Origin of the sequence: Collinsella sp. LCP19S3_A7, from assembly GCF_052121995.1 — a bacterium.
Taxonomy (GTDB): domain Bacteria; phylum Actinomycetota; class Coriobacteriia; order Coriobacteriales; family Coriobacteriaceae; genus Collinsella.
The window spans coordinates 172327-189982 of record NZ_JBQKDE010000001.1; the positions used below are offsets into that span (position 1 = coordinate 172327).

Consider the following 17656-nt stretch of genomic DNA (forward strand, 5'->3'; position numbering starts at 1 on the left):
AATAGTGCGTGGGGCCTTGCCTTGCGCTGCGCTTGTGGCGAGGGGAGGTTGGCTTGGTTATCTTGGGTATCGACCCTGGTTTGGCCCATACGGGGTGGGGGATTATCGAGGAGCGACGTGGCGAGGTTCGCTGTCGTGCCTATGGCTGCATCGAGACCAGTGCTGGAAGTCCGCTCGCGGTGCGCCTGTCGCATATCGCTCGCGACCTCAAGGGCGTTGTCGAACGCTATCGTCCCGATACCGCTGCTATCGAGAGCATCTACTTTGGCGCTAACGTTCGTTCGGCCATCCCCACGGCGCATGCCCGCGGCGCTGCGCTTGTGGCGCTTTCGGAGTGCGCGCTCGAGATTGGCGAATACACGCCCATGCAGATTAAGCAGGCTGTTGTGGGCACCGGCGCCGCAGATAAGCGACAGGTCGCCTACATGGTGCGTACGCTTACGCAGCTCGATCACGACCCGCACCCCGACCATGCCGCCGATGCCCTGGCCTGCGCCATCTGCCACGTTAACCTCAGCCGCACCCGCGCGCTTACCGGCGGCGAGTTCTATCAACAGAGAGGAACCGGATACTGATGATCTCCCAGCTCCACGGAACGCTTGTCGAGGCCACGATGAGCTCTGCTGTCGTCGATGTGTCGGGCGTGGGCTTTGAGCTCGGCATCTCGGGCAGCACTGCGGCCACGTTGCCGACGCCCGGCGGCGAGGTCCGCCTCTACACGCGCATGCAGGTGCGCGAGGACGCCATGACACTTTTCGGATTTTCCTCAAAGGATGAGCGCACAATGTTCGACCGGCTCGTGTCCGTCTCGGGCGTTGGCCCGCGCTTGGCGCTCGCCGTGCTCTCTACCCATACCGTGGGGCAGCTGTATTCGCTGGTGATGGCCGAGGACGACAAGGGCATGGCTAAGGTGCCCGGTGTGGGTAAAAAGACAGCTCAGCGCCTCATTCTGGAGCTCAAGAGCACCTTTGCCAAGGATAAGGGCTTTGTGCCGGTCGACGTGATTCCCGGACAGGCTGCGATGCCCGTGCCCGCTGCCGCTCCCTCGGCCATCGATGATGCCCGCGCGGCACTCCTTTCCATGGGCTTTAGCCCGCAGGAGGCCGATGTCGCTCTGAGCGGGTATGATGGGCAGGATATGCGTGTCGAGGATCTGCTCGGCGCGGCGCTTAAGCGACTCGGAATGGATGCGTGATGTGGGAAGCCGATGACTCTCAGGACCTGTGGGCGACGCCTGGCAGCTCGCCGGCGGCATCCATGGCGCACGGTGAGCGCATGGTGGGCTCGGAGCTGACGCCCGAGGACCTCGATGTCGACCGTACCCTGCGTCCCCAGCGCCTGGACGACTACTGCGGTCAGGAGCATATCAAGCAGAGCCTTCGCGTGCTGATCGAGGCGGCGCAGAGCCGTGGCGAGACGCTCGACCACGTGATCTTCTCGGGCCCTCCGGGTCTGGGCAAGACCACGCTGGCCACCGTTATCGCCAACGAGCTGGGCGCTCAGATTAAGACGACGAGTGGCCCGGCCATCGCGCGCACCGGCGACCTGGCGGCCATCCTTACCAACTTGCAGCCGGGTGACGTGCTGTTTATCGACGAGATCCACCGCCTCAACCGTTCGGTCGAGGAGGTCCTGTATCCCGCGATGGAGGACTTTGCGCTCGATATCGTGATTGGCAAAGGTCCGGCGGCGCGCTCGATTCGCCTGGATATCCCCAAGTTTACGCTGGTGGCGGCAACGACCCGCTCGGGTATGCTGACCGGCCCGCTGCGCGACCGTTTTGGTATTTCGTATCGCCTGGACTACTACACGGTCGAGGAGCTTGCCCAGATTGTGACGCGCTCGGCAACCATTTTGGGCGTGACAATAGACCATCCGAGCGCGCTCGAGATCGGCTCACGCTCGCGTGGCACGCCGCGTCTTGCCAACCGCTTGCTCAAGCGCGTGCGCGATTACGCCCAGGTGCGCGGCAACGGTCCTATTGAGCTTGATATCTGCCGTCAGGCGCTCGAGTTCTTTGAGATTGATGAGCTTGGTCTGGACTGGATGGACATTCGCATCTTGGAGACGCTCGCCAAGACGTTCTCCGGCCGTGCCGTGGGTCTGACGACCCTTGCCAGCGCGGTGGGCGAGGATCCGGGTACGCTCGAAGATGTCTACGAACCCTACCTGTTGCAGTGCGGCTTGATGATTCGCACACCGCAGGGTCGCCAGGCAACCCTGCGCACCTTTGAGCACTTGGGGATTGAACCTACCGTTTAGGGCGCTTTGTTTTGGCTGGTCTGTAGGCTATCGCTGGGCATTGGATAAACATATCGCCGTTCATCGGTTACGGGTGTTTTACTATTGCGCGCCCGTGCTATGCTGAATTGGTCTTTTTCTCATCCGGTAACGAAAGGACCGCCCATGCCTACTGACATCGAAATCGCACGTTCCGTCACGCCGCTGCCCATTACCGAGGTGGCCAAGAACGCCGGCGTCGACGTTAAGCACCTGATTCCGTACGGCTTCGACAAGGCTAAGGTCGACTATTCACTGCTCAACGAGCCGACCGATCACCAGGCCAAGCTTGTCCTTGTGACCGCTATCAATCCCACGCCCGCAGGCGAGGGCAAGACCACCACGACCATCGGTCTGGCCGATGGTCTGCGTCGTCGCGGCGTCAAGAGCGCCGTTGCCCTGCGCGAACCTTCGCTCGGTCCCGTCTTTGGCGTCAAGGGCGGTGCCGCCGGCGGCGGCTGGGCCCAGGTCATCCCCATGGAGGACATCAACCTGCACTTTACCGGAGACTTCCACGCTATCGGTGCCGCCAACAACCTTCTGGCCGCCATGCTCGACAACCATATTCAGCAGGGCAACCAGCTCGGCATCGATGTTAAGCGCATCACCTGGAAGCGCGTCGTCGACATGAACGACCGTCAACTGCGCCATGTTATCGATGGCATTGGCGGCAAGGCCCAGGGTGTGCCGCGCGAGGACGGCTTCGATATCACCGTTGCCTCCGAGGTCATGGCGATTCTGTGCCTGTCCACGAGCATCAACGATCTTAAGGAGCGCTTGGGCGAGATCGTTGTCGGCTACAGCTATGCCGGCGAGCCCGTCCGCGCCCGCGACCTTAAGGCCCAGGGCGCCATGGCCGCGCTGCTTAAGGATGCGCTCAAGCCCAACCTGGTGCAGACGCTCGAGGGCACGCCCGCGTTTGTCCACGGCGGTCCCTTCGCCAATATCGCCCACGGCTGCAACTCCATCATGGCCACCCGCATGGCCATGCGTTTTGGTGACGTCGCGATTACCGAGGCCGGCTTTGGCGCCGACCTTGGTGCCGAGAAGTTCCTGGACATCAAGTGCCGCATGACGGGCGTTCGCCCCAGCGCTGTCGTGGTCGTCGCCACTGCCCGCGCGCTTAAGTACAACGGCGGTGTCGCCAAGGCCGACCTCAACGAGGAGAACCTCGAGGCCCTCAAGGCCGGCATGCCCAACCTGCTGCGCCACGTCGACAACATCCAGAACGTCTATGGTCTTCCCTGCGTGGTCGCCATCAACCGCTTCCCGACGGACACCGAGGCCGAACTTGCGCTCATCGAGTCCGAGTGCCAGAAGCTCGGCGTCAACGTTAAGCTGTCCGAGGTTTGGGCTAAGGGCGGCGAGGGCGCGCTCGACCTGGCCGATGAGGTCATGCGCCTGATTGAGCAGCCGAGCGAGCTCAAGTTTGCCTACGAGGACGGTGCCGATGTGGCCGACGCCCTGGAGGCCGTTGCCACCAAGGTCTACCGCGCCGATGGCGTCGACTTTACGCCGGCTGCCAAGCGCCAGCTCGCCGAGCTGCGCGAGAACGGCTTTGGTAACCTGCCGGTGTGCGTCGCCAAGACCCAGTACAGCTTCAGCGATAACGCCAAGGCTCTGGGCGCGCCCGAGAACTTCCGCATCACCGTGCGCGAGCTCAAGGTTTCCGCCGGTGCCCACTTTGTGGTCGCGCTGACCGGCAGCGTTCTGACCATGCCGGGCCTACCCAAGGTTCCCGCGGCCGAGAACATCGACGTCGATAACGACGGCAACATCACCGGCCTTTTCTAAGCCTGCTGCTCATAGCCGCTTGCCCGCCCCGCCGTGCCTACCAAGGCCCGGCGGGGCTTTTTGATCCCTTGGGGACGGAAGGATTACGGATCATTTTGTGGCTGTTGGGTCAATGAGGTGAAGTGTCCGAGCTGAGCGCCGTGCTTACCAGCACCGAGGAGAGCGTAGCCAGCACCATCGCAACGGTGGCCACGACGCTGGAGCAGCTGAAGTCGAAGGACGATGACAGTGCGCAGGTGGGCTACGAAGCCGCCTCTGCTACGCAGGATGTTGACTTTACGGCTGCGGTTGGCGAAGGCCCGCTGGACCCGTCCCCCGATGACACGTGCCAGATTTCGGCTGCGTGGACCTATCCTCAGGTAAAAGGCCAGGGCGTGGGTGTTGCCAAGTTCAACAAGGATGTGATTCAGCTTGTCGCGGACACGCTCGATGCGAGCAAGCAGGCCTCGATGGATGACGAGGACAGCCGTGTGACCACGATGTATACCGCCGAGATCGTCTCGATTGACGGCGATATCGCCTGCGTGCGAACCTACACCGATAGCTACATTCCTCCGTATCGTTCGGAACAGGTGACGAGGTCGGCGTACTACAAGATTCGAGCTATTCCTGCGGTCAGGATGTGACGCCTGAGTATCCTTGCGCCACGCATGTGCCCAACGAGTAGGGCAAAGCAACAGGGAGTGAACTGAACAGTCCCCGGTGACGCAAAACGCAGCGCCGCCGGGGACTTTTTGATGCAAATTGGCTCCGAAACAAGCTATCTGGGCCAGCCATGCCACGAAAAGCGCCCATCTACTACGTTTACCAGGGTTGGACCGACCATGGAGCGTTTTTTAACAATGCGGCAAGACGTTTACCTGCGGTTTTGTTAACACAGATATGGCTATGGTTGGCACCCTTGGGTTAAACGTAGTAGATGGGCGCATTTCTTGGTTCACAGTCCAAGAAGAGGTCGTTACCCGCGCTGGAGGCCGAAGAGTTTGGCGTTGCGCTCGGCGACCATCATGTTGATATCGGCGATTTCCATCTCGCCGTCAATGTAGGGCTGGTAGGTGCCATATGGATCGCCGGCTCCCAAGCTGCAGCTTCCGCAGTTGTCGCAACTGCCGTTGCCGCAGCCAGCGAGCGCTAGCTTGATGATCTCCTCACGCTCGGCACGCGTCGTGTCCTTGATGAGCTTGCTTTTTGCCATGACATATCCTCGATTCGCTTGTGACCGTCGGCCGCGCATGTCTTGTAAATACCGGCAGGCTTTGCCCATCATAGACTTTTGCGCGGGTAGAATGCATGGATAACTTGATGCTTACAGGCGACGGAAAGGAATCGTTGCATGGACCAGGATAAGACGACCGTAATGGGTGGCTACGGCTCCCCGCGGACGGGCAATGGCGCCGATGAGACCCGCGTCGTGCCGAATCCCGGCTACGCTGCCCCCGATACGACGCAGGCGTCGGCCGATTCCACGCGCGTTGTGAATTACGGAAACGCAGCGCAGGACCCGTATGGCGCCTCGTCGCAGAGCCCCTACGGCAACGCGGCGGCAGACCCTTATGATGACCTGCTGCAAAATCCCATTCCGCAGCCTCAGCAGACCACGTATATGCCGCGCACGGCACAGCCGCGCTACGAGTCGCACGACCGATACGCGCGCGAGCCGTATCGTGAGTATCCCAAGTCCATCCCCCAGTATGGCGAGGACGAGGAGAAGAAGCCTTCGCGTTCGTCGAGCGTGATCAAGAAGATCCTCATCGTGCTGGCGATTTTCTTTGCCTTGTCGGTTGTGTTCGCCATTGTGTCGGGCATGCTCAACAAGCGGGGCGCCACGACTGATACCACGGCCGAGCAGACCGAGACTGCCCAGTCCGGCACCGTCGACCTGAGCGATATCCCGGGTCAGTACTGGTCAAACGCCAAGAAGCTCCTCAAGTCGCGCGGGGCCGACCTTTCGAACGCCGTGATCCTGACCGACGACGGCTCGACGCCCGTCGTCGATGCCAATTGGGTCGTGACGTCTGCCTACTATAACGACAACGGCAACCTTGAGATTCAGCTCACGCGCAAGGACGGCTCGTCGGGCAATGCGTCCGCTGATCAAGGCGCCACGGACAGCTCGAGCTCTAACACGCTGGAGGACCTGAGCAACAAGGCGCAGGAGCTTGGGGATAAGGCCCAAGAGCTGGGCGACACAGCCCAGAACCTCGGTGATACTGCTCAGAATCTGGGTGATATGGCAACGAACGCCTGGGATGCCCTGCAAAATGGCATTTCGGGCGCGCAGGGAAACTAGCGGTCGAGCGGAGCGGGGCTACAACTGTTCTGCCGGACGGTCGGGCGAGCTAAAACCCGAGTCAAACGTGACAACGCATGATGCATCGGGCCTGCGCTCGTGCACGATATGCGTTACGCGCTCCAACAGCTCGTCGTCGGAGATGCGAAAGCCGTCGGGACGCACCAGGTCAAATGACACAAAGCCATCGTGCTCGTGCAGGTCATGGATGGAGAGCGCGGGATCGATCTGCATGACGCCACGCTTGACCCAGCTGCGCAGGTCGTCGCCGGTGGTGGCGATGGGGTCGCAGTGCAGCGTGATGTCGATGCCCATCTGGCGTTTGATATCGTGCTCGATGGTGTCCAGGATCTCGTGGTGCTCAAAGGCATCGCCCTCGCCGGGCATTTCCACGTGTGCGCTGGCAAACTGACGGCCGGGGCCGTAGTCGTGCACCATGAGGTCGTGTGTGCCCAAGACCTGGGGGTACGACATGATCCTGCCGCGGATTTCCTGGACGAGCTTGGGGTCGGGCGCTTGTCCCAACAGCGGGCTGATGGCGTCGCGCACCAGGCCCATGCCGCTGATGCAGATGAAGATGCCCACACCCAGGCCTGCCCAGCCATCGAGGTCAAAGCCGGTCGTCTGCGAAATAAGCGCCGCCGCCAAGACCGAGCCCGAGGTGATGACGTCGTTTTTGGAGTCCTGCGCCGTGGCGATGAGCGTCTCCGAGTCGATGCGGTTGCCCAGCGCGCGGTTGAATGCGGCCATCCATAATTTGACGAGCATGGATAAGACGAGGGCGGCTAGGGAGACCAGCGTGTAGGCGGTGGGGGAGGGCTTGATGATCTTGGTAATGGACTCGAGCACCAGGTTGATGCCGACGGCACAAACGAGGACGGCGACAAACAAGCCGGCGAGGTATTCGTAACGGCCGTGGCCATAGGGGTGGCCCTCGTCTGCCGGACGGCTGGCGAGGCGGAACCCGAGCAAGCTCACAATGTTGCTCGAGGCGTCGGAGAGGTTGTTAAAGGCGTCGGCGACAAGTGAGACAGAGCCGGCGAGCAGACCCGCGATGCCCTTGGCCAGGCACAGGGTAATGTTGAGGCCAATGCAGATGAGGCTTGCGGCAAAGCCCGCGTTGGTGCGACAAGATGCATCGACCGGCTCGCCCTCGCTGCCAGGAACAAGTGTATGTACCAGCCGATTTACAAATAGCATGGCGGACCTCCTCGCATCCTCGTTTAAGGGGATAGTGTAGCTCGCATGGGCACGCCGTGCGCCGATGCTCAGAAAATGCAGCAATGGTCTGCTGGAGCTAACGATCGGGGCTTCTTGTCCGACCGGGTGCTCCATTTTGGGCCACATGGGTATGGGCTTGTGCCTGCCTGCTCGACATACTTAATGTCGACAGCCCCTGCGTAAAGGAGGACGTATCCATGGACGAGATGTTTGCCATCAAATGCCAAAACTGCGGCGGCCCCATGTACTCACACCAGGCTAAACGCAGCTTTGAGTGTGCCTATTGCGGCACGGTCGTTCCGTGGCAGGCCGATGCGGGGGAGCCCAAGAGCGCCCTGGGCATTCGCCATGCGCCGCTGACGGTTGTCGATGGGTTGCTTAAGCTCACCCATGTGTCGCAGCTCGAGCGCCCGGTGGACCCCGACTGGTATTTCTTTCATGCGCACTGGCGCAACCAGTCGGTTCTGGAGCATCTGCTGTGGGAGGACCGCGGCACGGCGCAGGAGTTTCAAGAGGCCACGCACGTGAGCATCCCGTGCCCCTTCTGTGGCGCATCCTTCGAAGGCGAGTCGACCCAGCGCGTGTTTGAATGCCCGTCCTGCGGCAATAAGATCGGCGTTGCAGACCTACTCAAGCCCGGTGCCTTTAGCAAGCGCCTGACCATGGGCGTTGGTGCGGAGTATGTACCCGATCAGGGTATTCCCTGCGAAATCTCGCCGCAGCAGGCACGTGCTAACGCACTTCAGCTGGTGCGCCAGTATGCGGAAGCCTTTGCCGGGCACGATGTAGAAGACGCGATCCAAAACGACATGATGCTCTTCTACTTTCCCATGGCGCTCGCGGATTTGCGCATGATGGCGTCCTTCCCGGGCAAGGGCCTGAGCAAGGAGACCTTGGTGTACTACGAGGTGCTCGACTGGGCATATCCGCGGGCAAACTACCTGGACGTTCGTCTTATGGGCATTTTGGAGCCGTGGGACTTTGCCAAGGTGGGGCCGTTCGATCCTGCCATGCAGGAAGGCGACTTCCGCGTTGTCTCCGTCGATGCATCTACCAAGGACCAGGTGGTCATTGATAAGCTGGCGCTCGACGTTGCCGGAAACGATGCCGAGGCGGTGCTGGGGCTCAATAAAAAGAGTATCCGCACGTGGGCGCGCAAGGCCCGCAAGCATAAGGACGGCCTGGTGATGGTGCCGGTCTACTTTGTCGATCGTCCGGCGACGGACAGCCGCGAAGGCGAGCAGGTGCGCATTGCCGTAAACGGCCAGACGGGCCGCGCGGCCGCGGTGGTGTTTAGCGACAAGCGCGAGACGCATGTGGTGGCACCGCTCAATCCCAACGTGATGCTGTCGAGCGAAAGCACCGTGCACGCCACGCCCATCGAGGTCAAATACGTTAAATCGCCGTTTCTGTACCAGATCGTGCGCCATGGAGGCGGCGGGCAACCGCGTCAGGTGGCAGCGGTGGCTGAGGGCTCCTACCGAGAGGAAAAGCCCAAACGCCGCGGCCTGCTGGGTGCGCTATTTGGGAAGTAGGGGGGTGGTACGGGACAGTGCGCGGTAGTGCGAGCTGTCCGTTGTAGTAGATCTAAATAAACGGTGGGACGGCTGCAAAAGAGCCGCCCCACCGGGTAAAATCAAGGTGTGCCGCGGAACCCGCTCCTCAGTCGGTCAACTTTGTAAGCGCGGGCAACGCAGGTGCTAATGTCTAAGGGGCCGGCTGCAACCGGCCCCTTTCTATGGCCCCTTTCTCCACCAACCTCATGGTTTGGAACAGTGTCGATCTAACGGGCAATCAAACCTCTAGCGCTCTTGGAATTGGCTAGTCATCTGCCCGAAGAAACTAAGTTCGGATGGCTCATAAAGGAGCAAGTCGCCGTCCGCGGTCTTGTAGACTCCGCAGGGGAGGTAACGCCCGTCGGGGAGGACATAGAGGTTGGCTTCTTCCTTTAGTCCTGCTGGAAATAGCGGAATCCCGTTTTCGTCTACTTGGAACTCGTCTATATTCGCGATCTTCCTCTCCATGATGCCACCTGGCTTGTTTCTGTTGCCGCCGCGATCTAAAACAAGCAGCTCTCAATCAGCTTTTTACCGCGCAGGGTGTCGACCCACTCCTGTGGAATTGCGTCCATGCCGTATGCCGTGCCGGCGAGGGCGCCTGCGACGGCTGCGGTGGTGTCGGTGTCGTCGCCCAGATTGACGGCGGTAAGCACGCAATCTTCGTAACAGTTTGTGTTGACGAAGCACCAGGTAGCTGCCTTAAGCGTGTCGCGCACAAAGCCGCCGGATCTGATTTCGTGCTCGGGCGCGCTTTTCAGCTGCAGCGCCCACGAGGGGAGTGCGCCGCTCAGCACGTCTCTCATCAGCTCAACAAATATGATGCATGACTCGGTCGACGTTCTGTGAGCGTGCGTGATCGCAGAGACCTCACGGATCTCTTCACCTGTCGCATCGGTGAACGCCAGGGGCGCGATGCGCATGAGCGAGCCGTTACCGTTGTCGCGTTCGCCGGAGCCTCCTTTGCCGGTGTGCAAGGCGCGGGCGGTTGTGCCGCCATAATCGAAAACGCCGTCGATCGTATACTCGCCACGGGCAATCCAGCCTACGAACTTGTCGCGCATGTCCGCGGTGTCGATATGCCCGAGCTCCCTAATCGAGTCACAGGTAGCAAGCGTCATAGATGTGTCGTCGCTCCAGGTGCCGGCGGGCTGCCCGTGCGTGCCGTAGCCGATCATGTTCGTGCATTCGAACGTGCCGCGGGGCCTGAACTCGTAGGGAACGCCCAGCGCGTCGCCGACGGCAAGTCCGTAGATGCAGTCGCGCAGTGTTGTTTTCGGTCTGTCTGTCATGGAAAACTCCTCTTACACTTCGGATTGGAGATGCGTGGCAATTAGCGGCAATATGTCCAGCTCGATTCGCGACGCAGTACGTAGCGAATCGAGAGAACTCAATGGTCAATATGTCAAAATGGTATGCATAGACGTCTCTTTACACGGCAACAGGCATTTCTTTCGGGCGTCCTGCCTTTGGCGCATCGGCGAGTCGTGCCTCGATGGAAGCTTTGGACACCATGCGCTTGGCGCCATCCTTCCATGAATCCAACAGTCCTGCATTTATCAGTTGCGATACCCGTGCTGAGCTAACACCGAGCATACGAGCGGCATCCGCTGCGGTGACGGCGGGGATGTCGCCGAGCTCGCGGCTGACGGCCACGGCGACAATCTTGCCGCCGTGTTGTGGCTGGTGTCCAAAGTCCGGCGCGGGAAGATCGACGCCGCCCATAAGGTGATCGTCGACCATACATGCGAGAAAATCGGCGGCGCTTTCGACAGCGTCGTTTAGGTCGGATCCGAACGTTCCACCTCCGCCCAGCGAGCCACATGGCACAGCGTCGACAACGCCGTCCGAATCAAAGAACTCGAATTCCCATACGTAAACCATGTAAGACCTCCTCCGATGCCGGCGATTTGAGGAACATCCCACGAGCTCACCAAGCGCATCAAACACCTTTATTGACTCTAGCTTAAAGCCTCGTGCGGACACGATTTTGGTGCTCTGCGCACGACCGCGAAAAGGGTTTGCGGTGACTAAAATGTGGCCATAGAGGCAGTTTTAGCGAACCCCGCGGGAGCGACACGCATGGATAACAACACTTTGCTGTTCCAGGACAAAGGTTCGGGTAGGTTTAAAGACGTTAAGATCTACCCCAACCGTATTGAGGTGCTCAAGAAGGGCACTTTCGGCGGCAAGCACACCGAGATTGTCTATCTTAAGGACATTACGGGCGTCAATAGAATCAAAGGCCGCGATGTTTTCCCACGTAACAGGCTGTTGACTGCTTGTGTCTTTACCCTGAGCAGCCGCTCCCAGGCCCAGGAATTTGTGAACGCGCTGAACATGGTGATGTAGCATATGGCGGCGTTCGGGCTACGGTAAAAATCGGGGGCGCAGAACGGTATTCTGCGCCCCCGATTGAGTCGATGTGTCCAAACGGTCGGCTTGCCTATTCGCTAGCGCCTTCGCTGTCTTCGCGGTCGTTGACAAGCATTGCTGCGCCGGCGACCGTTGTAGCTATGGCGGCGGCAGCGAGCCCGGCGGCAATGCCAGAGCCGTCGCCCGTGTCGGCGAGCTTTCCGCCCGAGCCCTTGCCCTTGTTGCCCTTACCGTTCTTGTTCGCGCTGCCCGCGTTGGCGCCGGCGCCGCCTGCACTGTCCGAGGCCGCTACGGTAAAGCTTGCGGCTCCGTCGCTGGCGAGCGTGTAGTTCTGCGCCGCGTCGCCCAACAGGTCTTTTTTCGCACGCACCCAGTACGTTCCCGCGGCAAATGCCTCACCCTCGGCCATCGCCGTTCCCGGAGCGCCGTTTGCATCGTGCATAAACTCGAGTTGGGCGGTGCAGGCATCGTTTTCGAGCTTGCCCTCGAGTGATGCCGTAATCTTGGCGCGCACGTCCTCGCCGGCCTTAAGGCCCTCGAGCCCCTTAAAATGGGGTGTCAACGCGCGCGGATCGATATCGATGGGCACGGAGCCCCGCAGCGCCGTAACGGTCTTGTTGCCCAAGGCGTCGACATCCACATATACGATTTCAAACACATGGCCCGAAGCCGCCACGTTGAGTACGTTGCTGCTGTCGACGAGGCGGAAATAGCCCTCGCCAGCGGTCTTGCCATCCTGGAGCGAGGCATCGCTCAGCGAGTCGCCGTACGTCATGCGCATGCGGGTCGGGAGGTGGTACGAAGCCGTCTGCTTGTGCTCCGTATCGTAATTGCGCTGATAGATGCTCCGGGCCAGCGCTGCATCAACAAAGTCGGATGCGATGATGCCAATGTGCTTGAGGTAATCTGGCTCTGTATCCTCGGTGCCGTCGGGATTGATGTACGGGCTCTTGTACAGATGCTCGTTGACCACTCGCGCTGCGGTAAAAGGGTTGTTTTGCGTGCAGCTGGTGTAGTTGATAGACCAGCAGCGCTCCGTTGCCTGCATCGTTGTTCCATCCGCGGCAGTGATATCTACAGTCTTGCGCTCGAGTTCGGACGCTGCCTTCAGGGCGCTATCGACCCATGCTATCTTACTGGATCCCGTGCAGCTGTAATGGTCTTGGGCATATACCTTTGTGCAATAGGGCTCTATGTTGCCCGCATTGCCCGTAGTCTCAAAGCCCTGCGCGTCTTTGACGAGACACATAGAGGAGCTGTCTGAGTGTGCTGCGATTTTTTTGTCCCATTCGGTGAGGTCGAGGCCCCACGTGCGGCCGTTTGCGCTGCTGCCGGCGAGTCCAAATCGACGCAGCAGGACGATCTTTCCGCGCGCCTCGCCCAGTGTGGGAACGTGGCTCGACGTGTAGAACAGATTGGGATTATCGTCCATAACCTTGGCGAAAGCCGTCGTAGCACTTTCGTCGGTGGCTTCGTTGTTGCCTCGTGACACAAGCATGATGAGCGCTTCTGACGAGTGTTCGTTCAAAAATGTTTTGAAGTAACCGATGACATCGGAGAGCTGCATATAGTGCCCGTCTTTTTTGAACAGGTAGCCTCTTCCATGGACGATTCCGGGGTCGTCGTGCTCGTTGTTCCCTCCAAGTCGGATATCAAAATAGCGAATGCCTTCGAGCAACTGCGTGGGTATGTAATCCTGCTGGCACTTTACAAGCGAGGTTTGGGGCTCGGTGTCGTTGTCGACGCTGCAGGTACTCGAATCGTGAGTTCCCGGGATGCTCAGCTCGTCGAGGTACTTGTTGTCGTCGACGTGGCTCATCCAACATGGTCCGTCGATGTAGCTGCTATACGTGGTCCAGTCGATGCTGCTAACTGTGGCATTGGTCTCGCCCATGTCGTAACCGACAAGTTCGAGTTCCCACGGAATGCTCGTCCTCTTGTGGCAGATCTTGTTGTCGTCTTGGTCTTTGCCGTCCTTTTCTATGGCCAGGTAATTAAAGTCTTTGTCCTCGTTTGTGCGGTCTCGGATGATGTAGGTTCCGTCTTGCTGGCGGTCGAACGCAAAAGAGCGGCTGGGCTTGTCGTCATGCTCGCCACTCCATACGTGGATGACCTTTCCATCTTCGTCCGAGTCGCCATCGACCGACCAAATGCTGTAGCCCGTCTTCTTGTGCTCTTCGAAATTGAGCAGGGTGCGGATGGCATACCATTTTGTATTATCTGTATCGGTCGCTACGTGCTCAAGGATGAGCTTGCTGGACGTGCCGTCATTAAATAGGTGGCAGACGTTGCCGATGACGTTGCCGTCTTCGTTGACGCTCGCGGTGCGAAAATAGCCCGCGGGGCGAAGGCGAATGACGAAATTGTCGAGGCTGGCCGCTGGATCGGCCGTGCCGTCCGCAAAGGCTGTCCGCGGACTAATGCCCAGCATGGCGGTTTCGGGCAGGCTTGCCAGAGGCGACAACGCTGCAAGTCCAAGGCCCAGCGTAAACGCTCGGCGACTGATGGCGTGATGTTTGGTCATAACTCCTCCATTCGCAGGGTGCGGCTGCGCGCTCGTTGTGGTCACTATACTGCCCAGACGTTTAAAGAAGCCGGTTTAATTGTCTGCGCGGCGCAATAAATCGGCGGGCGGACGTGTTGGGGTGCTTGCCGTTTTCGTACTGTTGCCACATTTGGGGTGGTTCCGGCATCCGGCATCCTCGCGTTCGTCGGCTACCGGCATAAGAAAGTTTTTTATGGTCGTGTCTCCTCGATCTGTAACCGCCCATGGATTACCTGCCTTTACTGTACGCGCGGGCGGCTCGCTCGGCTGGGCCATGTGTCCCATGCTTGCGGTGCCGACGCCTATCGTGTGTCATAGAAATCCGCGATGGCCAGATGCGCTGACGCTCATGTGCTTATGGGCTAGACTTAGCACCATTACTTGATCGATACAGTTGGCCGGCGGTTGCCGCCCGACCGATCTATATGACTTGAAGGTGCGTGCGTATGAGCCAAGAGATGATGGATAAAACCTGTCGCGGATTTGCCGAGGCACTTGCCGCGCGCGAGCCGGTTCCCGGCGGTGGCAGCGCGAGCGCCTTTGTGGGCGCGCTGGGAGCCTCACTTTGCGGGATGGTTGCCCGCTACGGTGCGACCAATCCCGCGCTTGCCGATCGAGCGGACGATTTGGCGCACGCGTTTGCCCAGGCGGATGAGTTGGCGCAGGAACTTGTGGGTCTGGTCGCCGAGGATGTTCGTGCCTACGGGCAGGTGTCCGCGGCGTACGGTATTTCGCGCGAGGATCCGGCTCGACCGGCTGCGATTCAGGATGCGCTGCACGTGGCGGCTATGCCACCGTATCGCATTATGGATGCCTGTGGGCGCGCGCTGGCGCTGCTCGAGGACATGGCGGATAAGGGGTCGCGCCAGCTGCTGTCCGACGTGGCTTGTGGCGCCGTGTTCTGCCGCGCCGCCATGCAGGGCGCGAGTCTGACGCTCTTTGCCAATACCACGTCTATGAAAGACCGGGCGCGCGCCGAGGAGCTCGAGGCGGCGTGCGATGAGCTGCTGGATACGTGGCTGCCGCGTGCCGATGCGCTGGCGCGCCGTGCCGCCGACGCAGCCAGGAAGAGGGGATAGCCATGGCAGAGCTGCTCAAAGGCGCTCCCGTTGCCCGTACTTTGACCGAGGAACTTGCCGCTCGCTGCGTTGCTTTGCGCGAACGCGGCGTTGTGCCGACGCTGGCCATCGTTCGTGTGGGCGAGCGCGAGGACAATCTATCGTACGAGCGCGGCGCCCTCAAGCGCTGCGAAAAGGCTGGCATCGATGCTTGCCGCGTTTTGCTTCCTGCCGATGCTTCGCAGGATGAGCTGCTGGCGGCTATTAAGGACATCAATGCCAACCCCGCCGTTCATGGCTGCCTAGTGTTTCGCCCGCTGCCCGCTGGGCTTGACGAGGATGCGGTTGCCGCGGCACTTGATCCCGCCAAGGATGTCGACTCCATGACGCCGGCCTCGCTGCTTACCACGCTTTCGGGGCGAGGCGAGGGCTTTGCTCCCTGCACGGCTGAGGCCGTGTTGGCGTTGCTGGACCATTACGGTGTTGAGCTGGATGGGGCCAAGGTCGCGGTCGTCGGTCGGTCTCTGGTGATTGGCCGTCCCGTTGCCGCCATGCTTACGGCTCGCAATGCCACGGTGACGACGTGCCATACGCATACGCGCGACCTTGCTGCCGAGTGTCGTGCGGCTGATGTTGTGGTTGCGGCCGTTGGACGCGCGCGCACGATTGGCGCGGATGCGGTTCGCGAGGGCCAGACGATCATCGATGTGGGCATTAACTGGGACGAGGCCGCTGGCAAGCTGGTCGGGGACGTCGATTTTGATGCTGCGGAGCCGATCGTTAGCGCCATCACGCCCGTGCCGGGCGGCGTGGGGGCTGTGACCACCGCGATTCTCGCCAAACACGTGATCGAAGCGGCCGAGCGCGCATCGAAATAGGCTTTTGACCACGGGGCTGCCGAGGCTGTGGTTTCGCCCTTTTTGCATCGAAGCGATACACTGTTGCCGTTTGATTTTTTCGCTCAAGGAGGATGCGCATGCCGTGCACAACGATTTTGGTCGGTAAGAACGCGAGCTATGACGGGTCGACGCTGGTTGCCCGCAACGAGGACTCGCCCAATGGGGTATTTGAGCCCAAGCGCATGCGCGTAGTGCATCCCGACGAGCAGCCGCGTGTCTACACGAGTGTCCTGAGCCACCTGACCGTTGAGCTGCCCGACAATCCCATGCGTTACACAAGCGTCCCCGACGTTGTCCCGGGTCATGGCATTTGGGCCGAGGCCGGTTTCAACGAGCTCAATGTTGGCATGTCCGCAACCGAGACGCTCACCACCAACGAGCGCGTCCGCGGCGCCGATCCGCTCGTGGACTACGTGCCCGCCAAGGGTAACGAGGGCGAGGACGGCTATGTGCCGGCGCAGCCCGGCGGTTTGGGCGAGGAGGATATGGTGACCCTGGTGCTGCCATACGCCAAGTCCGCCCGCGACGGTGTGCGCATTCTGGGCGACCTGCTCGAGCGCTACGGCACCTACGAGAACAACGGCATCGCCTTTAGTGACGTTGACGAGATCTGGTGGCTCGAGACCATCGGCGGCCACCACTGGATCGCCAAGCGTGTGCCCGACGACGCCTATGTGACCATGCCCAACCAGCTGGGTATCGACAGCTTTGACTTGGACGACGCCGAGGGCGCGCAGGTCGACCACATGTGCTCGGCCGACCTACGCACCTGGATGGCCGAGTGGCATCTGGACCTGACGTTGGGCGTTAAGGGCGACGGTCCCGCCGCGGTCTTTAACCCGCGCGAGGCCTTTGGCTCGCACAGCGACAGCGACCACGTCTACAACACGCCGCGCGCCTGGTACATGCAGCGCTGCCTCAACCCCAGCGATGTGTGGGACGGTCCCGACGCCGACTACACGCCCGAGAGCGACGACATTCCCTGGAGTCGCGTGCCCGAGCGCAAGGTGACCCTCGAGGACATCAAGTACGTGCTTTCGAGCCACTACCAGGGCACGGAGTACGACTGCTACGGCAGCAAGGGCACGCCCGCCACGCGCGGCGCCTATCGTCCCATCGGCATCAACCGCAACAGCCAGCTCGCCGTGCTGCAGCTGCGCCCCTATGCGCAGCCGGCGTATCGCGCCGTGCAGTGGATGGCGTTTGGCTCCAACTCGTTTAACGCGCTTGTGCCGCTGTACGCCAATGTCGAGACCATGCCCGAGTACTATGCCGACACGCAGGCTCGCGTGACGTCCGAGAATTTCTATTGGGCAAATCGCCTGATTGGCGCCTTGGCCGATGTTCGCTTCCATGAGTGCGGTCGCGCGGTCGAGGATTATCAGGAGAAGGTCGGCGGCATGGGCCACAAGCAGATCCACGACGTTGACGCCGTTGTAGCCGTACTGCCCGAGGCCGAGGTGCCCGCCGAGCTCGCCCGCGCCAACGAGGCCTTTGCCGAGCTTGTGCGCGTGGAGACCGATGCCCTGTTGGGCAAGGTGCTCTACACCACGAGCTGTGCCATGAAGAATTCCTTCGCGATGAACGATAACATTAGGTAAAAGCCACATTGCAGCGAGCGAGCGGGGCAAACGCCG

Annotated in this window: 17 protein-coding genes; 11 read left to right on the forward strand and 6 right to left on the reverse strand. The window is 60.7% G+C overall.

Going from position 1 to position 17656, the window contains the following annotated elements; all coding sequences use genetic code 11:
* The first annotated feature begins 53 nt into the window (after positions 1-53).
* From ruvC to ACTQV3_RS00740, 5 genes are all read left to right on the forward strand, one after another.
* A complete protein-coding gene (gene ruvC, locus ACTQV3_RS00720) occupies positions 54-575 on the forward strand; it encodes a crossover junction endodeoxyribonuclease RuvC (RefSeq protein ID WP_035137351.1) in 522 nt (173 codons plus the stop codon).
* Positions 575-1195, forward strand: coding sequence for a Holliday junction branch migration protein RuvA (gene ruvA, locus ACTQV3_RS00725; protein ID WP_441067505.1), 621 nt, complete (start codon positions 575-577; stop codon positions 1193-1195). Before ruvC ends, ruvA begins: the two co-directional genes overlap by 1 nt.
* Positions 1195-2262 carry a Holliday junction branch migration DNA helicase RuvB gene (ruvB, locus tag ACTQV3_RS00730; RefSeq protein WP_128620210.1) on the forward strand — a complete coding sequence of 356 codons (1068 nt, stop codon included), beginning with the start codon at positions 1195-1197 and terminating at the stop codon, positions 2260-2262. Before ruvA ends, ruvB begins: the two co-directional genes overlap by 1 nt.
* Before the next feature lie 144 nt (positions 2263-2406).
* Complete coding sequence (locus ACTQV3_RS00735; RefSeq protein ID WP_154515893.1) at positions 2407-4074, forward strand: formate--tetrahydrofolate ligase; 1668 nt, start codon at positions 2407-2409, stop codon at positions 4072-4074.
* Between the two features lie 122 nt (positions 4075-4196).
* Positions 4197-4700 carry a hypothetical protein gene (locus ACTQV3_RS00740; RefSeq protein ID WP_441067503.1) on the forward strand — a complete coding sequence of 168 codons (504 nt, stop codon included), beginning with the start codon at positions 4197-4199 and terminating at the stop codon, positions 4698-4700.
* A gap of 332 nt (positions 4701-5032) precedes the next feature.
* On the opposite strand, the gene ACTQV3_RS00745 is transcribed toward ACTQV3_RS00740, so the two are convergent.
* On the reverse strand, positions 5033-5269 hold the full coding sequence (locus ACTQV3_RS00745; RefSeq protein ID WP_035137347.1) for a hypothetical protein: 237 nt from the start codon (positions 5267-5269) through the stop codon (positions 5033-5035).
* A gap of 138 nt (positions 5270-5407) precedes the next feature.
* Between ACTQV3_RS00745 and ACTQV3_RS00750 the strand changes: the two genes are divergently transcribed.
* Positions 5408-6364, forward strand: a complete 957-nt coding sequence (locus ACTQV3_RS00750; RefSeq protein ID WP_441067501.1) for a hypothetical protein — start codon at positions 5408-5410, stop codon at positions 6362-6364.
* A gap of 18 nt (positions 6365-6382) precedes the next feature.
* On the opposite strand, the gene ACTQV3_RS00755 is transcribed toward ACTQV3_RS00750, so the two are convergent.
* Positions 6383-7564, reverse strand: coding sequence for a cation diffusion facilitator family transporter (locus ACTQV3_RS00755; RefSeq protein WP_441067499.1), 1182 nt, complete (start codon positions 7562-7564; stop codon positions 6383-6385).
* 218 nt (positions 7565-7782) lie between these two features.
* Between ACTQV3_RS00755 and ACTQV3_RS00760 the strand changes: the two genes are divergently transcribed.
* On the forward strand, positions 7783-9120 hold the full coding sequence (locus ACTQV3_RS00760) for a hypothetical protein (RefSeq protein WP_441067497.1): 1338 nt from the start codon (positions 7783-7785) through the stop codon (positions 9118-9120).
* A gap of 267 nt (positions 9121-9387) precedes the next feature.
* Here the strand turns inward: ACTQV3_RS00760 and ACTQV3_RS00765 are convergent, their stop codons facing one another.
* The 3 genes from ACTQV3_RS00765 to ACTQV3_RS00775 all read right to left on the reverse strand — a co-directional run bounded on the left by ACTQV3_RS00765 (position 9388) and on the right by ACTQV3_RS00775 (position 11025).
* Complete coding sequence (locus ACTQV3_RS00765; RefSeq protein WP_441067495.1) at positions 9388-9609, reverse strand: hypothetical protein; 222 nt, start codon at positions 9607-9609, stop codon at positions 9388-9390.
* Between the two features lie 35 nt (positions 9610-9644).
* A complete protein-coding gene (locus tag ACTQV3_RS00770) occupies positions 9645-10433 on the reverse strand; it encodes an ADP-ribosylglycohydrolase family protein (RefSeq protein WP_441535682.1) in 789 nt (262 codons plus the stop codon).
* Between the two features lie 139 nt (positions 10434-10572).
* Entirely contained in the window at positions 10573-11025 is a 453-nt protein-coding gene (locus tag ACTQV3_RS00775; protein WP_441067491.1) for a helix-turn-helix domain-containing protein, read from the reverse strand.
* 198 nt (positions 11026-11223) lie between these two features.
* Between ACTQV3_RS00775 and ACTQV3_RS00780 the strand changes: the two genes are divergently transcribed.
* A complete protein-coding gene (locus tag ACTQV3_RS00780) occupies positions 11224-11493 on the forward strand; it encodes a hypothetical protein (protein WP_441067489.1) in 270 nt (89 codons plus the stop codon).
* A 94-nt stretch (positions 11494-11587) separates the two neighbouring features.
* Here ACTQV3_RS00780 and ACTQV3_RS00785 read toward each other — a convergent pair whose 3' ends face one another.
* Complete coding sequence (locus tag ACTQV3_RS00785; protein ID WP_441067487.1) at positions 11588-14041, reverse strand: phosphatidylinositol-specific phospholipase C; 2454 nt, start codon at positions 14039-14041, stop codon at positions 11588-11590.
* A 467-nt stretch (positions 14042-14508) separates the two neighbouring features.
* On the opposite strand from ACTQV3_RS00785, the gene ACTQV3_RS00790 reads away from it, so the two are divergent.
* The 3 genes from ACTQV3_RS00790 (at position 14509) to ACTQV3_RS00800 (ending at position 17620) form a co-directional block, all read left to right on the forward strand.
* Entirely contained in the window at positions 14509-15141 is a 633-nt protein-coding gene (locus ACTQV3_RS00790; protein ID WP_441067485.1) for a cyclodeaminase/cyclohydrolase family protein, read from the forward strand.
* A 2-nt stretch (positions 15142-15143) separates the two neighbouring features.
* Entirely contained in the window at positions 15144-15998 is an 855-nt protein-coding gene (locus ACTQV3_RS00795) for a bifunctional 5,10-methylenetetrahydrofolate dehydrogenase/5,10-methenyltetrahydrofolate cyclohydrolase (RefSeq protein WP_441535683.1), read from the forward strand.
* Between the two features lie 98 nt (positions 15999-16096).
* The gene (locus ACTQV3_RS00800) at positions 16097-17620 is read left to right on the forward strand and encodes a C69 family dipeptidase (protein ID WP_441067481.1); all 1524 of its coding nucleotides are present in this window, start codon (positions 16097-16099) and stop codon (positions 17618-17620) included.
* Positions 17621-17656: the final 36 nt, after the last annotated feature.

Bases quoted from the DNA above. Each gene is read 5' to 3' on its own strand.
- ruvA (WP_441067505.1), top strand. From the start codon at position 575: ATGATCTCCCAGCTCCACGGAACGCTTGTCGAGGCCACGATGAGCTCT.
- ruvB (WP_128620210.1), top strand. From the start codon at position 1,195: ATGTGGGAAGCCGATGACTCTCAGGACCTGTGGGCGACGCCTGGCAGC.
- ACTQV3_RS00735 (WP_154515893.1), top strand. From the start codon at position 2,407: ATGCCTACTGACATCGAAATCGCACGTTCCGTCACGCCGCTGCCCATT.
- ACTQV3_RS00745 (WP_035137347.1), bottom strand. From the start codon at position 5,269: ATGGCAAAAAGCAAGCTCATCAAGGACACGACGCGTGCCGAGCGTGAG.
- ACTQV3_RS00750 (WP_441067501.1), top strand. From the start codon at position 5,408: ATGGACCAGGATAAGACGACCGTAATGGGTGGCTACGGCTCCCCGCGG.
- ACTQV3_RS00755 (WP_441067499.1), bottom strand. From the start codon at position 7,564: ATGCTATTTGTAAATCGGCTGGTACATACACTTGTTCCTGGCAGCGAG.
- ACTQV3_RS00760 (WP_441067497.1), top strand. From the start codon at position 7,783: ATGGACGAGATGTTTGCCATCAAATGCCAAAACTGCGGCGGCCCCATG.
- ACTQV3_RS00765 (WP_441067495.1), bottom strand. From the start codon at position 9,609: ATGGAGAGGAAGATCGCGAATATAGACGAGTTCCAAGTAGACGAAAAC.
- ACTQV3_RS00770 (WP_441535682.1), bottom strand. From the start codon at position 10,433: ATGACAGACAGACCGAAAACAACACTGCGCGACTGCATCTACGGACTT.
- ACTQV3_RS00775 (WP_441067491.1), bottom strand. From the start codon at position 11,025: ATGGTTTACGTATGGGAATTCGAGTTCTTTGATTCGGACGGCGTTGTC.
- ACTQV3_RS00780 (WP_441067489.1), top strand. From the start codon at position 11,224: ATGGATAACAACACTTTGCTGTTCCAGGACAAAGGTTCGGGTAGGTTT.
- ACTQV3_RS00785 (WP_441067487.1), bottom strand. From the start codon at position 14,041: ATGACCAAACATCACGCCATCAGTCGCCGAGCGTTTACGCTGGGCCTT.
- ACTQV3_RS00790 (WP_441067485.1), top strand. From the start codon at position 14,509: ATGAGCCAAGAGATGATGGATAAAACCTGTCGCGGATTTGCCGAGGCA.
- ACTQV3_RS00795 (WP_441535683.1), top strand. From the start codon at position 15,144: ATGGCAGAGCTGCTCAAAGGCGCTCCCGTTGCCCGTACTTTGACCGAG.
- ACTQV3_RS00800 (WP_441067481.1), top strand. From the start codon at position 16,097: ATGCCGTGCACAACGATTTTGGTCGGTAAGAACGCGAGCTATGACGGG.